Source organism: Streptomyces sp. NPDC029122 (assembly GCF_055569445.1).
The window spans coordinates 72793-87169 of the sequence record NZ_JBVHWK010000030.1; the positions used below are offsets into that span (position 1 = coordinate 72793).

Sequence of the window (14377 nt, forward strand, 5' to 3'; positions counted from 1 at the left end):
CTCCGGGTGTCATTCGACAAAACTGCCCCCCCCCCCCCCCCCCCCCCCCCCCACCCCCCCCCCCCCCCCCCCCCCCCCCCCCCCCCCCCCCCCCCGGCCCGTGTCCGCCGCCGGCTCCGCCGGCGACTACGCGTGCGAGCGCAGCAGCGAACGCATCGTCCGCATCGCCACCGACAGGTTCGCCAGGTCGAAGTCGTCCGAGCCCCGGATCTCGTCCAGGGTCGTCCGGGCCCGGCCGAGGATCGCCGCGTTCTTCTCCTCCCACGCCTTGAAGCGCTCCGCGGGAGTGGAGGAGCCGTCGCCCACGGCCAGCACGTCGGCCGTCAGCGCCGCGTGCGCCGCGAACAGGTCCTCGCGGATGGACGCGCGGGCCATCGACTGCCAGCGGTCGGACCGCGGGAGCTCGATGATGCGGTCCATCAGCTGCGTGATGTCCAGGCGGTCGGCGAGGTCGTAGTACACCTCGGCGACGGACAGCGGGTCCACGCCCGTCCGGTCCGCGATGGCGACGACGTCCAGCGTCGGGAAGGCGGACGAGAAGCCGGCCACCTTCGCCGCGAGCTCCTCCGGCACGCCCTCACCGGTCAGCTCGTCCATGATCGACTGGTACCACTCCAGGTCCGCGCCGCGCACCAGCTTCGGCAGCTGCGCCCAGACCTCCGACACCCGGGCCCCGAAGAGCTCGATGGTCTCGGTGATCTGCAGCGGCTGCGGCCGGTTGTTCAGCAGCCAGCGCGTACCGCGCTCCACCAGGCGCCGCGAGTGCAGCCGCACCCGGGTCTGGACGTCGGCGGCGACCTGGTTGTCCAGCGCCTCCACCGCGTCCCACACCTCGGCCAGGCCGAAGATCTCGCGGGCCGCGAGCTGCGCCCGGACGATCTCCTCCGTGGAGGCGCCGGTCTCCTCCCGCAGACGGTGCAGGAAGGTCGAACCGCCGGTGTTCACGGTGTCGTTGACCAGCAGGGTGGTGATGATCTCCCGGCGCAGCGCGTGCCCGTCGATCTGCTCGGGGAACTTCGCGCGCAGGGCGGCCGGGAAGTAGGCGTGCAGCAGGCGGCGCAGGTACGGGTCGTCCGGCAGCGCGGTGTGGATCAGCTCGTCCGCCACCGTGATCTTGGTGTAGGCGAAGAGCACGGCCAGCTCCGGCTGGGTCAGGCCCTTGCCGGCGTTGAGCAGCTCGCGGATCTGCCGGTCGTTGGGCAGGAACTCCAGCTGGCGGTCCAGCAGTCCCTCCCGGCCCAGGCGGCGCATGAAGCGCTGCTGGGCGTGGAGCAGGCTCGGGGCCTGGGCGGAGCCGTTGGCCAGGGCCGTGTTCTGCGCGTAGTTGTTGCGCAGCACCAGGGAGCCGACCTCGTCGGTCATCTCGGCGAGCAGCTTGTTGCGCTGCTTGACGGTCATGTCGCCGTCCGCGACCACCGCGTTCAGCAGGATCTTGATGTTCACCTCGTGGTCGGAGGTGTCCACGCCCGCGCTGTTGTCGATGGCGTCGGTGTTGACCTTGCCGCCCTCGCCGCCGGCGCCGACGCGGGCGAACTCGATGCGGCCGAGCTGGGTCAGACCCAGGTTGCCGCCCTCGCCGATGACCTTGGCCCGTACCTCGGAGCCGTTGACGCGGATGGCGTCGTTGGCCTTGTCGCCGACGTCCGCGTGCGTCTCGGCGGTCGCCTTGACGTACGTGCCGATGCCGCCGTTCCACAGCAGGTCCACGGGGGCCTGGAGGATGGCCTGCATCAGCTCGGCCGGGGTCATCTTGGTGACGCCCGCCTCGATGCCGAGGGCGTCGCGCATGTGCGCGTTCACCGGGATGGCCTTGGCGCTGCGCGGGTGGACGCCGCCGCCCGCCGACAGCAGGGCGGTGTCGTAGTCCGCCCACGAGGAGCGCGGCAGCTCGAACAGGCGGCGGCGCTCCGCGTACGAGGTGGCCGCGTCCGGGGTCGGGTCGATGAAGATGTGCCGGTGGTCGAAGGCGGCGACCAGGCGGATGTGCTCGGAGAGCAGCATGCCGTTGCCGAAGACGTCGCCGGACATGTCGCCGACGCCGACGACCGTGAAGTCCTGGGTCTGGGTGTCGTGCCCCAGCTCGCGGAAGTGCCGCTTGACGGACTCCCAGGCGCCGCGGGCGGTGATGCCCATGCCCTTGTGGTCGTAACCGGCCGAGCCGCCCGACGCGAAGGCGTCGCCCAGCCAGAAGCCGTACGACTCCGCGACGCCGTTGGCGATGTCGGAGAAGGTCGCGGTGCCCTTGTCGGCGGCGACGACGAGGTAGGTGTCGTCCTCGTCGTGACGGACCACGCCCTTCGGCGGCACGACCTCGCCGCCGACCATGTTGTCCGTGATGTCGAGCAGCGCCGAGATGAAGATCTTGTACGAGGCGATGCCCTCGGCGAGCCACGCGTCGCGGTCCACCGACGGGTCCGGCAGGTTCTTGGCGACGAAGCCGCCCTTGGCGCCGACCGGCACGATCACGGTGTTCTTGACCATCTGCGCCTTGACCAGGCCGAGCACCTCCGTACGGAAGTCCTCACGCCGGTCGGACCAGCGCAGACCGCCCCGGGCGACCTTGCCGAAGCGCAGGTGGACGCCCTCGACTCGCGGGGAGTACACCCAGATCTCGAAGGCGGGGCGCGGGGCCGGCAGGTCGGGGATGGCCTGCGGGTCGAACTTCATCGACACGTAGGAGTGCTGCCTGCCCTCCTCGTCCAGCTGGAAGAAGTTGGTCCGCAGGGTCGCCTTGATCAGCGTCAGGAAGGAGCGCAGGATGCGGTCCTCGTCCAGCGAGGCGACCTGGTCCAGGGCCCCGTCCAGCTCCTCCAGCATCGCGTCGATCAGCTCGGTGCCGGCGGCCTGGCGGCCGGGCGACAGCCGCGCCTCGAAGAGCGAGACCAGCAGCCGGGTGGTGTGGACGTTGTTGCGGAGGGTGTCCTCCATGTAGTCCTGGCTGAAGGTGGAGCCGGCCTGGCGCATGTACTTGGCGTACGCGCGCAGCACCACGGCCTGACGCCAGGTGAGGCCGGCGCCCAGGACGAGGGTGTTGAAGTTGTCGTTCTCGGCCTCGCCGGTCCACACGGCCGCGAAGGCCTCCTGGAACCGCTCGCGCGCGTCGTCGCCGAGGTACGCGTCGCCGTTGCCCGTGGACAGCGGCATGCGCAGGCCGAAGTCGTAGATCCAGGCGCTGACCCGGTCGGCGCGGCGCAGCTCGTACGGCCGCTCGTCGGTCACCTCGACGCCCAGGCGCTGGAGGACCGGCAGGACCGCGGAGAGGGAGACCTGCTCACCGGTGCGGTAGATCTTGAAGCGGCGCTCGCCGGGGCCCGCGCCGACGGGCTCGTAGAGGGAGAGCGCGAAGGGACGGTCGCTGGCGGAGAGCTTCTCCAGGTGGCACAGGTCGGCCACGGCAGCGCGCGGCGAGTGGTCCGCCTTGTAACCCTCGGGGAAGGAGGTGCCGTACTTGCGCATCAGCTCGGCGGCGCGCTCCTCGCCCAGCTCGGCCGTCAGCGCCTCGCCGAAGCCGTCCGCCCAGGAGCGGGCGGCCTCGACCAGACGGGCCTCGACGCGCTCGACGTCGGCGTCGGTCAGCAGCGGCAGCTCGGTGCCCTGCGGGACGCGGACGACGAAGTGGATGCGGGAGAGGATCGACTCGGTGTTCCAGGCGGTGAAGTCGACGCTGGTGCCGCCGAGCTCCTCCTTCAGGATGTCCATCAGGCGCAGCCGGACACCGGTGGTGAAGCGGTCGCGCGGCAGGTAGACCAGCGCCGAGTAGTAGCGGCCGTACTCGTCCTGGCGCAGGTACAGCCGCAGCCGGCGGCGCTCCTGCAGGTACAGCACGGAGGTGGCGATCTCGCGGAGCTTGTCGACCGGGGTCTGGAACAGCTCGTCGCGCGGGTAGGTCTCCAGGATCTGGAGCAGGTCGCGGCCGTCGTGGCTGGACGGCGCGAAGCCGGCGCCCTCCAGGACCTCGCTGACCTTGCGGCGGATCACCGGGACGCGGCGCACGGACTCGGTGTACGCGGCGGAGGAGAACAGGCCGAGGAAGCGGCGCTCGCCGACGACGTTGCCGTTGGCGTCGAACTTCTTCACGCCCACGTAGTCGAGGTACGAGGGGCGGTGCACGGTGGCGCGGCTGTTCGCCTTGGTCAGCACCAGCAGACGGTGCTCGCGCGCCTTGGCGCGGGCGTCGGCGGGCAGCCGGTTGAAGGACGGCGAGACGGGGTGCGCGTCCTCCTGGCCGTGGTGGAGCGGGTCGGAGCGCAGGATGCCGAGGCCGGTGCCGGGCACGGCGGACAGGGCGTCACCGTCGACGAGGTCGTACTCGCGGTAGCCGAGGAAGGTGAAGTGGTCGTCGGCCAGCCAGCGCAGCAGCTCGCGGGCCTCTTCGAGCTCGTACTCGCGCAGGTCGGGAGCGGTGGGCTCCTTCGGCAGCTCGTCGGCGATGCGCAGCGCGGCGTCGCGCATCTTCTCCCAGTCCTCGACGGCCTCGCGGACGTCGGACAGGACGCGCAGCAGATCGCCGGTGATCTGCTTGAGGTCGGCCTTGTCGGTCTCGCGGTCGATCTCTACGTGGATCCAGGACTCGACGAGGGAGTCGTGGGGGCGCGCGGTCCTGGGGCCGTGGGCGTCGCAGTCCGGGCCCAGGATCTCGATCAGCCGGCCGGTGACGTCACGGCGTACGACGACCTGCGGGTGGATCACGACGTGGATGCCGCGGCCCTGACGGGACAGCTCGTTCGTCACGGAGTCCACGAGGAAGGGCATGTCGTCGGTGACCACTTCGACGACCGAGTGGCTGGAGGTCCAGCCGTTCTCCTCGACCGTGGGCGTGTGCACGCGGACGTTGGCGGTGCCCTGCGGCCGGTTCTCGGCGAGCCGGTAGTGGGAGAGCGCCGCGCCGAACACGTCGACCGGATCCCGGTCGGCGAGGTCCTCGGGGGCGGTGTGCAGGTAGTAGCGCTGGAGGTAGGCGAGCGTCGCGCCCTGGCCAGGACGCTCCCCCTGCTCGGACCCAGTCGGAAGTAGCCCCCCGGCCGGGCTGTTCTCAGCTACCCGTGCCGCCCGCGCGAGCAGCTCGGCCTTTGCTTCGTCCAGCTTGGTCTGCATGTCCTCTGGCTCCCTGTCAACGCGCCATTGCGTGACGTAGGTGGTGAAGGAAGGAATGACAAAGCGCCGCTATGAGGCGGTATGTCCGTCCGGATCGGTTGTGACGCCGTGGCGTCGGAAGAGCCGCCCGGGAAGGCTTCGACCATGATCGACAGGTCCCGGCGGCGGGGATCAGCGAGGGCCCGGCCGCGAGGACGCGCCGGGCGCGGGCCGGGGGCATCAGTGCCCCCGAGGACTATCGCGCTGATCACGGGTACAAGGCTATCTCGCCCCACCCCCCGGTCGTCATTCACTGCATCTGTACAAATCCGGGGTCAAAACCTGGACAGTCTGGCCAGCCGCGTGGCCGGATCGTCCCGCCCATGCCCTATCCGGCCAGCTCACGGGCCACGGCCACGGCCTCGGCCAGGCTGTCCACGACGGGCACCCCCGCGGACTCCAGGCTGGCCCGACTGTGCGAGCCCCCCGTATACAGGACGGCGTGCGCCCCCACGTGCTGCGCGGCCGTCGCATCGTCCACGGCGTCTCCCACGAGGACCGTACGGCCGACGGTCACACCGGCTGCTTCCAATGCCTCCATATGACGTACGAGATGCCCCGCCTTGGAGGTGTGCGAGGGCCCGGTACGCCCGTCGACGCGCAGGAAGTGCCCGTGGATGCCGTGCGCGTGGACCAGGGGCACCAGCTTCTCGTGGGGCGCGAGGGACAGCAGGGACTGGGTGAGCCCGTCCGCCTGCCAGTCCCGGAGCAGCTCCAGCGCACCCTCGGCGAGCCCCGCGTCCTCGGCGGCGGCCCAGTAGTGGCGGTGGAAGGCCTCGTCCATGACGACCCATTCGGCGTCGGTGGGCACCCTGCCCATCAGCCGCTCGTAGAACTTCGGCACGGGGACGACGTACAGGTCGCGGTAGCGCTCCAGCGTGATCGGGGGGAAGCCGAGCTCCGCGAAGGAGGCGTTGGTGGCGACCATGACGGCGTCGATGTCGTGCAGCAGCGTCCCGTTCCAGTCCCACACGATGTGGGCCGTACCGGCTCTCATGCCAGCAGCCCGGGGATCTCCTGGATCCCGAACCAGAGCAGCTCGTGGTCCTCGGCGCCGTCCACGGTGAACCGCGCGTCGTCGTCCCCCGCGTCGGCGGCCTCCAGCGCCGCGGCGGCGGCCGCGACGTCGCCCTCGGCGTCATCGGCGTCGACGTGCACGGCCGCGGCCGCGGCGAGGCGCACGGGGGCGGCGAGGGTGACCTGTCCGAGGGTGGCCTCGTCCAGCCCGGGCACGGCGGTGACGGCCTTGTCGTCGACGTCGAGGGCGACGACGACCCGCCTGCGCGGAGCGGCCGGGTCCGCGGCCAGCATCCGCAGCGAGGCGAGCGCGGCCCGCCCGAGGGCGGCGTACTCCAGCTCCTCGATGTCGTCCGACACGTACCACTCCCGCAGCGCGGGGGTCACGGCGTACGCACGGACCGGGGCGGGCCCCAACTGTCCCGCCTTGTGCGCCTCGGCGAGCCCGGGGAGGGTCAGGGGGACGTACAAGCGCATGGCCGGCTGCTTTCGGTAGTCGGAAACGCCCTCAGGATACGACTGGCGGGGCCCCGCCCGGGGAGGGGTACCCGCGGGTATCGGCGAGGGGTGCCCCGACGGACGCTACGGCCGCGGGCCGCGGATCTCGACGGCGGCGCACCGCCAGCGGCGGTCGGGGCCCTGCTCCAGCCGGAAGGCCATCGCCGAGACCCGGTCCCCCGTCGCGATGCGGGCGAAGGCCTCGATCACCCCGGGGCCGGGGTGGAAACGGCCGCAGTGACGCAGCACCGGGCGCAGGCGGTCGCGCAGCGGTCCGGCGGGCGCCAGGGTGACCAGCTGCTCGTACGCCTCGCCCACGGTGAGACCGAGCAGCGAATGGACGGGGCGCTGACCGCTCAGCACGGCCAGCAGGCGCTCCGCGAACCAGTCGTGCGGGGCGAGCCGGCGCACCTGCCGCGGCACCCCCGCCGGACGCCGCTGGTCCCGGCGGCCGGCGGGCCGGGTTCGGCTCCCCCCTCCGGGCCTGCTGCGGCTGCCCTCGCCGCCGATCGTGCCGCGCGTGGTGGTGTCCATGGCGATTCCCCCGATCAGACCGAGCCCGGCGGTACCGGGCGGTAACTTGATGCGGGATTTCTACGACCGCCGAACACGCTCCGCAACCGCCCGCGGACCCCGGCGAAAACCCCGCCCGAGTTCACCTATCCGTGGGACGACCCCCCACCGGAAAGCCCCGAGCACCCTCCAGAAGGGGCTTCAGGTGGACGCCGGAAACCCCCTCTCGGGGCGCCCGATGGGGGACGGCCCGTCACCCTTGCGGCGGCAGGGGGGGTGGGGTGGGGGCGGGGTGCCGGGGGTGGGGTGCGGCGGGGCCGTCTCAGGGAGGTCCGGGGGGTTCCCGTCAGTCCCATCGTCCTTCCGGTTCGTGCCGGTCCCTCAAGGGCGCTCACTTCGTTCGCGTCGCTTCGCGATGGCCTTCGGCCACCCTTGACCGACCGACCCGCCCCGGAAAGCCGAAAGACTGCCGGGAAGCCCCCGAAGGAACGGTCACGGGGCAGGAGAAGGGGAGCGGCTCCCTCAGCGACGAGACGAGACGCCAGACCACGGCTCACCGGGCATCCGGGCCCCCAGAGACCCCGGCGGTCCACCCCCGCGCATCAGATCGCTACGCGCTCCTCCCGGCATGGCGTCCGACGACCGTCCGTGGCCGATACCCGCACCACATGGTGATCAGGGCAGCGAGGGAAACGAGTGGGCGCGTCAGATCGCTACGCGCTCCTCATTTCCCGGCGGCTGACGGCCGTCTGGGGCTGAGATGCGTTGGACGGGAGCTTTGAGGGGTGCTTTGAGAGGAACGGACCGTCCGGAGCCATCTCGTGGGCCTCTCGGAGGCCTCTCGACTCTCTGTCGGAGTCTGGGGATGCCTTTTTCAACCGCAGACTCCGACAGAGACCCTTCCGGTCTCGCTCACGCTCGACAAAGAGGGATAAAAGGAGCAATCCACCTCGCAGGCGGCTCGCGATCACCACAGCCGGGCCGCAGACGCTTGCTGGCGGAAGCGCGTAACGATCCGACGCGCCCGCCGTTGCCGGATGCTGCCCTGATCAACATGTGGTGCGGGTATCAGCCCCGGACGGTCGTCGGACGCTAAGCCGACAGGAGCGCGTAGCGATCTGACGCGCCCACCGGCTCCCTGTGCTGCTCTGGTGGGCATGGGGTGCGGGTAGCCGGGCCCCCGGCTCTGGGGCAGGCTCTTGGCGGGCCCGGATGCCCGGTGGACCGACGCCCGGCCGCCCGTCTCGTCGCTGAGGGAGCCGCTCCCCTCCTCCTGCCCCGTGACCGTTCCTTCGGGGGCTTCCCGGCAGTCTTTCGGCTTTCCGGGGCGGGTCGGTCGGTCAAGGGTGGCCGAAGGCCATCGCGTAGCGACGCGAACGAAGTGAGCGCCCTTGAGGGACCGGCACGACACGGAAGGACGATGGGACTGACGGGAAACCCCCGGCCCCTCCCTGAGACGGCCCCGCCGCACCCCGCCCCCGGCACCCCGCCTCCACACGCAACCGGGGCCGGACACCCCAAGGTGTCCGGCCCCGATCTACCTCCCCCGAAGGGGTTACTTCTTGCGCCGCCGGCCGCCCGAGGCCTTCTGCGCCTTGCGGCGCTCCGCGCGGGTCATGCCGTCGCCGCCCGCGGCGTCCGCGTCGAAGTCGCCCTCGATGACGCCGCCCTCACCGTCGACCGTCGGGGCGGAGAAGTGCAGCCGGTCCGGGCGCTGCGGGGCCTCCAGGCCCTTGGCGCGGATCTCCGGGCGCGCCGCCGGGACCGGCTCCTTCACCATGGACGGCGCCGCGGCCTGCACCGGAAGCTCCTCGACCTGCTGCTCGACCTGGACCTCCAGGTTGAACAGGTAGCCGACGGACTCCTCCTTGATGCCTTCCATCATGGCGTTGAACATGTCGAAGCCCTCCCGCTGGTACTCGACCAGCGGGTCCTTCTGGGCCATCGCCCGCAGGCCGATGCCTTCCTGCAGGTAGTCCATCTCGTAGAGGTGCTCGCGCCACTTGCGGTCCAGGACCGACAGCACCACGCGCCGCTCCAGCTCGCGCATGACCTCGGAGCCGAGGGTCTTCTCGCGCGCCTCGTACTGCTCGTGGATGTCGTCCTTGACGGACTCGGCGATGAACTCGGCGGTGATGCCCGCGCGGTCGCCGGCCGCCTCCTCCAGCTCCTCCACCGTGACCTTGATCGGGTAGAGCTGCTTGAAGGCGCCCCACAGCCGGTCGAGGTCCCACTCCTCGGCGAAGCCCTCGACCGTCTCGGCCGCGATGTAGGCGTCGATGGTGTCGTCCATGAAGAAGCGCACCTGCTCGTGCAGGTCCTCGCCCTCCAGGACGCGGCGGCGCTCGCCGTAGATGACCTCGCGCTGGCTGTTGAGGACCTCGTCGTACTTCAGGACGTTCTTGCGGGTCTCGAAGTTCTGGGTCTCGACCTGCGACTGGGCGGACGCGATCGCGCGCGTCACCATCTTGTTCTCGATCGGGACGTCGTCCGGCACGTTGGCCATGGACATGACGCGCTCGACCATCTGCGCCTTGAAGAGGCGCATCAGGTCGTCGCCGAGCGACAGGTAGAAGCGGGACTCGCCCGGGTCGCCCTGTCGGCCGGAGCGGCCGCGGAGCTGGTTGTCGATGCGGCGCGACTCGTGGCGCTCGGTGCCCAGCACGTACAGCCCGCCGAGCTCCTTGACCTCCTCGAACTCGGCCTTCACGGCCGCCTCGGCCCTGGCGAGCGCCTCGGGCAGGGCGTGCGCCCACTCCTCGATGTGCTCCTCCGGGTCGAGGCCGCGCTGGCGCAGCTCCGCCTCGGCGAGGTCGTCCGGGTTGCCGCCGAGCTTGATGTCGGTACCGCGGCCGGCCATGTTCGTGGCGACCGTGACGGCGCCTCGGCGGCCGGCCTGGGCGACGATCTGGGCCTCGCGCTCGTGCTGCTTGGCGTTGAGCACCTCGTGCGGGATGCCGCGCTTGGAGAGCTGCTGCGAGAGGTACTCGGACTTCTCGACCGAGGTGGTGCCGACGAGGATCGGCTGGCCCTTCTCGTGCTTCTCCGCGATGTCGTCGACGACGGCGGCGAACTTGGCGACCTCGGTGCGGTAGATGAGGTCGGGCTGGTCCTTGCGCTGCATCGACCGGTTGGTGGGGATCGGGACGACGCCGAGCTTGTAGATCTGGTGGAACTCGGCGGCCTCGGTCATGGCCGTACCGGTCATGCCGGAGAGCTTCGAGTAGAGGCGGAAGAAGTTCTGCAGGGTGATCGTGGCGAGGGTCTGGTTCTCGTCCTTGATGTCCACCCCTTCCTTCGCCTCGATCGCCTGGTGCATGCCCTCGTTGTAGCGGCGGCCGGCGAGGATACGGCCGGTGTGCTCGTCGACGATCATGACCTCGCCGTCGATGACGACGTAGTCCTTGTCGGCCTTGAAGAGCTCCTTGGCCTTGATCGCGTTGTTGAGGTAACCGACGAGCGGGGTGTTCACCGACTCGTAGAGGTTGTCGATGCCGAGCCAGTCCTCGACCTTGGCGACACCGGCCTCGTGGATGGCGACGGTGCGCTTCTTCTCGTCGACCTCGTAGTCGCCGGTCTCCTCGATGCCCTTGAGCGGGTTGCCCGGCTCGCCCTTGGTCAGGCGGGTGACCAGCTTGGCGAAGTCGGCGTACCACTTGGTGGCCTGGTCGGCCGGGCCGGAGATGATCAGCGGGGTGCGGGCCTCGTCGACGAGGATCGAGTCGACCTCGTCGACCACGGCGAAGTTGTGGCCGCGCTGCACCAGCTCGTCCTTCGACCACGCCATGTTGTCGCGCAGGTAGTCGAAGCCGAACTCGTTGTTCGTGCCGTACGTGATGTCGCAGTCGTACTGCTCGCGGCGCTGGGCCGGCGACATGTTGGCCAGGATGCAGCCGACGTTCAGACCGAGGAACTTGTGGACCCGGCCCATCATCTCGGAGTCGCGCTCGGCGAGGTAGTCGTTCACCGTGATCAGGTGGACGCCCTTGCCCGAGAGGGCGTTGAGGTAGGCGGGGAGGGTGCCGACGAGGGTCTTGCCCTCACCGGTCTTCATCTCGGCGACGTAGCCGAGGTGCAGCGCCGCGCCACCCATGATCTGCACGTCGTAGTGCCGCTGGCCGAGGACGCGCTTGGCGGCCTCGCGGACCGTCGCGAAGGCCTCCGGCAGCAGGTCGTCGAGGCTCTCGCCGTCCTGGTAGCGCTGCTTGTACTCGTCCGTGAGTGCGCGCAACTCGGCGTCGGAGAGGTTGAAGAAGTCCTCTTCGATGGAGTTGACCTGGTCCGCGATGCGGTGCAGTTTGCGCAGGATCTTGCCTTCGCCTGCACGCATGAGCTTGTTGAAGACGGACACTGAGGCTGGTCTCCTTGCCGGTCGGGCCTGGGCACTTTACGTAGCCGGGCACGGCAGGTGGGCCCCACCGCAACGGCCATCGTAAGCGAGGACGTGGTCGCGTCGGGAGGTCCGCCGTGTCCGCAGGGCACGGGCGCCCGGAATGAGAACGTACGGGAACCGCATTCGGTGCCGGTGCGAACGAAAACCCCTCGCCCGGGTTACCCCGCTCCGCCACACTCCGTTCATGGAGCCCGTCACGCTGACCACCGAACGCCTCCTGCTGAGGCCCTTCGCCCCCGACGACGCGGAGGAGGTGTACGCCGCCTGCCAGGACCCCGACATCCAGCGCTGGACGGTCGTGCCCTCCCCGTACGAGCGGGCGCACGCGCGCGCCTGGGTCGACGAGCTCTCCCCCGGCGGCTGGCGCGAGGACCGCGAGTACGGCTTCGCGGTGCGGCTCGGGGCGCGGGGCCCGCTGGTCGCCGCCGTGGGCGTGCATGTGCGCGGCCCCCAGGCGTACGAGGTCGGCTACTGGGTCGCCGCGGAGCACCGCGGCCGCGGCTACATGACCGAGGCCCTCGGCGGGGTCGCCCGCTGGCTGTTCACCGAGGTCGGCGCCGGCCGGCTGGAGTGGCGCGCCGCCGTGGGCAACGCGGCCTCGCGGGCCGTCGCGGAAAAGGCCGGATTCCGCGTCGAGGGCACCCTGCGCGCCGCGCTCGACCTGCGCGGCACCCTGCGCGACTGCTGGGTCGGCGCCCTGCTGCCCGGCGACCTCGGCCTGCCCTCCCGCCTCCCGTACCTGCCCGCTGTCAGTGCCGCGTCCTAGGCTCGCGGCATGACGATGCTCTCGCTGTCCGCTGACGAGGCGCGCCGGATCGCCCTGCGTGCGCAGGGGTTCCTCGGGGCGCCCGACCGCCGGGGCGGCGTCCGGGGGGTGCTGCGCCACCTGGGCGCCGTGCAACTGGACACCATCTCGGTACTGGCCCGCTCGCACGAGCTGATCCCGTACGCGCGCCTGGGCGCGGTGGGCCGGGAGGCGGTGGAGAAGGCGTACTGGAGCGACAGCCACGCCTTCGAGTACTGGTCGCACGCGGCGTGCGTCCTGCCGATCGAGGAGTGGCCGCACTTCGCGTTCCGCCGCCGGGAGCGGCGGGCGCGCGGTCACCGCTGGCACGTGCTCCAGGACAAGGAGCGCTCGACGCGGGCGGTCCTGGACCGGCTGAAGGCCGACGGCCCGCTGACCTCCACCGAGCTGGGCGGCGCGAAGAACGGCGGCGAGTGGTTCGAGTGGTCCGAGACCAAGATCGCCGTGGAGTGGCTGCTCGACACCGGTGAGGTGGTCTGCTGCGAGCGGCGCGGCTGGAAGCGGGTCTACGACCTGGCCGAGCGGGCCGTGCCGGACGCCCTGCTCCACGACGACCTGGACGACCGGGAGTGCCTGCGCCGCCTGGTCGCGCTGGCCGGGCAGTCCCTGGGGGTGGGCACCCGCGCCGACATCGCGGACTACCACCGGCTCAAGGGGGAGCAGGTCGACGCGGTGATCGCGGACTCCGGGCTGGTGCCGGTGACGGTGGAGGGCTGGGGCAGGCCCGCCTGGGCGGATCCCGGGGCGCTGGCCACCGTCCCGCGCGGCCGCCACCGTACGACGCTGCTGTCCCCGTTCGACTCGCTGGTGTGGGACCGTCCCCGCACCGAGCGGATCTTCGGGTTCACGCACCGCCTGGAGGCGTACGTCCCCAAGCCGAAGCGGATACACGGGTACTTCGCGATGCCGCTGCTGGCCGGCGGCCGGCTCCAGGGGCGCGTCGACCCGGGCCGTGAGGGCCGCACGCTGGTGGCCCGCCAGCTCTCGCTGGCCACGCCCGGGGCGGCGGGCGCGATGGCCGAGGCCCTGTGGGAGGCCGCCCGGTGGGTGGGGTGCGAGGAGGTACGGGTGGAGCGCGCGCAGGACGCCCGGGAGGCGGCGGCCGTCTCGGCGGAGCTGGCCGCCCGGCGGCCCTGAGGGCTGCCCCGGACAGCCCTTAGCGGATCTCCAGGATCTTCTCCCGCATCGCGTACACGACGGCCTCCATCCGGGAGTGCAGCTGGAGCTTCTCCAGGATGTTGCGCACGTGGTTCTTCACGGTGTTCTCGGAAATGAACAGCTGTTTGGCGATGTCCCGGTTGTTCATCCCCGTGGCCACCAGCTTGAGGACCTCCAGCTCCCGGTCGGTCAGCCGCGGTGCCGGGACCAGCCGCCGTTCGTCGGTGCGCTGGATCATCGACTTGAACTCGGTGAGCAGCTTCGACGCCATGGAGGGGCTGATCTGCGACTGCCCGTCGGCGACCGCGCGGATCGCCGTCGCGACCTCGTCCGTGGAGATCTCCTTGAGCAGGTACCCGGTGGCGCCCGCCTTGATGGCGTCGTAGAGGTCCGCCTCCTCGTCGCTGATCGTCAGCATGATGATCTTCGCGGAGGGGGCGACCTCCTTGATCGAGGTGCACGCCTCGATCCCGCCGCGCCGCGGCATCCGTACGTCCATCAGCACGATGTCCGGCAGCAGGTCGGCGGCCTTGTCCACAGCCTCCGCCCCGTCCCCGGCCTCGCCGACGACCTGGATGTCCTCCTCCTGGGCGAGGACGATCTCCAGTCCGCGCCGGAAGAGGGCGTGGTCGTCGACCACGAGCACCCGGATCGGCTCACCGGCCGGGTCCTGCGCGCCACGGCAGCCGGCGCCGTCGTCACCGCGCGCCGGCCCGAAGCTGTCCGCCATCGTTCCTCCCCCTGCATGTGCTGAGCTGCTGGGCCAACCCGGCCGGGTCGGCCGCCGGTTGACTGCCCGACATGATTCCATGCCCGCGCTGCGGGTCGGGGTTCTGGCGAAATCCATATGGCTCATACGA

8 protein-coding genes are annotated in these 14377 nt (G+C 71.1%); 2 read left to right on the top strand and 6 right to left on the bottom strand.

What is annotated here, in order from left to right:
• Positions 1 to 126 precede the first annotated feature (126 nt).
• From ACZ4WZ_RS28165 to secA, 5 genes are all read right to left on the bottom strand, one after another.
• Positions 127 to 5094: an NAD-glutamate dehydrogenase gene (locus ACZ4WZ_RS28165; protein WP_467894570.1), complete on the bottom strand. Its 4968-nt coding sequence runs from the start codon at positions 5092 to 5094 to the stop codon at positions 127 to 129.
• A 367-nt stretch (positions 5095 to 5461) separates the two neighbouring features.
• Positions 5462 to 6130, bottom strand: coding sequence for an HAD family hydrolase (locus ACZ4WZ_RS28170; protein ID WP_467894571.1), 669 nt, complete (start codon positions 6128 to 6130; stop codon positions 5462 to 5464).
• Positions 6127 to 6627 carry a DUF6912 family protein gene (locus tag ACZ4WZ_RS28175; protein ID WP_467894573.1) on the bottom strand — a complete coding sequence of 167 codons (501 nt, stop codon included), beginning with the start codon at positions 6625 to 6627 and terminating at the stop codon, positions 6127 to 6129. Before ACZ4WZ_RS28175 ends, ACZ4WZ_RS28170 begins: the two co-directional genes overlap by 4 nt.
• Before the next feature lie 105 nt (positions 6628 to 6732).
• The gene (locus ACZ4WZ_RS28180; RefSeq protein WP_467894575.1) at positions 6733 to 7182 is read right to left on the bottom strand and encodes an Rv3235 family protein; all 450 of its coding nucleotides are present in this window, start codon (positions 7180 to 7182) and stop codon (positions 6733 to 6735) included.
• A gap of 1534 nt (positions 7183 to 8716) precedes the next feature.
• Positions 8717 to 11512, bottom strand: a complete 2796-nt coding sequence (secA, locus tag ACZ4WZ_RS28185; RefSeq protein WP_467894577.1) for a preprotein translocase subunit SecA — start codon at positions 11510 to 11512, stop codon at positions 8717 to 8719.
• A gap of 226 nt (positions 11513 to 11738) precedes the next feature.
• Between secA and ACZ4WZ_RS28190 the strand changes: the two genes are divergently transcribed.
• Both ACZ4WZ_RS28190 and ACZ4WZ_RS28195 read left to right on the top strand, forming a co-directional pair.
• Positions 11739 to 12320, top strand: a complete 582-nt coding sequence (locus tag ACZ4WZ_RS28190) for a GNAT family N-acetyltransferase (RefSeq protein ID WP_467894579.1) — start codon at positions 11739 to 11741, stop codon at positions 12318 to 12320.
• 15 nt (positions 12321 to 12335) lie between these two features.
• On the top strand, positions 12336 to 13496 hold the full coding sequence (locus ACZ4WZ_RS28195) for a winged helix-turn-helix domain-containing protein (protein ID WP_467894602.1): 1161 nt from the start codon (positions 12336 to 12338) through the stop codon (positions 13494 to 13496).
• A gap of 19 nt (positions 13497 to 13515) precedes the next feature.
• Here ACZ4WZ_RS28195 and ACZ4WZ_RS28200 read toward each other — a convergent pair whose 3' ends face one another.
• Complete coding sequence (locus ACZ4WZ_RS28200) at positions 13516 to 14247, bottom strand: response regulator (protein WP_467894581.1); 732 nt, start codon at positions 14245 to 14247, stop codon at positions 13516 to 13518.
• Positions 14248 to 14377 lie beyond the last annotated feature (130 nt).

Coding starts and splice junctions, on each gene's coding strand:
- ACZ4WZ_RS28190 (WP_467894579.1), top strand. CDS start 11,739: ATGGAGCCCGTCACGCTGACCACCGAACGCCTCCTGCTGAGGCCCTTC.
- ACZ4WZ_RS28195 (WP_467894602.1), top strand. CDS start 12,336: ATGCTCTCGCTGTCCGCTGACGAGGCGCGCCGGATCGCCCTGCGTGCG.
- ACZ4WZ_RS28170 (WP_467894571.1), bottom strand. CDS start 6,130: ATGAGAGCCGGTACGGCCCACATCGTGTGGGACTGGAACGGGACGCTG.
- ACZ4WZ_RS28200 (WP_467894581.1), bottom strand. CDS start 14,247: ATGGCGGACAGCTTCGGGCCGGCGCGCGGTGACGACGGCGCCGGCTGC.
- ACZ4WZ_RS28180 (WP_467894575.1), bottom strand. CDS start 7,182: ATGGACACCACCACGCGCGGCACGATCGGCGGCGAGGGCAGCCGCAGC.
- ACZ4WZ_RS28165 (WP_467894570.1), bottom strand. CDS start 5,094: ATGCAGACCAAGCTGGACGAAGCAAAGGCCGAGCTGCTCGCGCGGGCG.
- ACZ4WZ_RS28175 (WP_467894573.1), bottom strand. CDS start 6,627: ATGCGCTTGTACGTCCCCCTGACCCTCCCCGGGCTCGCCGAGGCGCAC.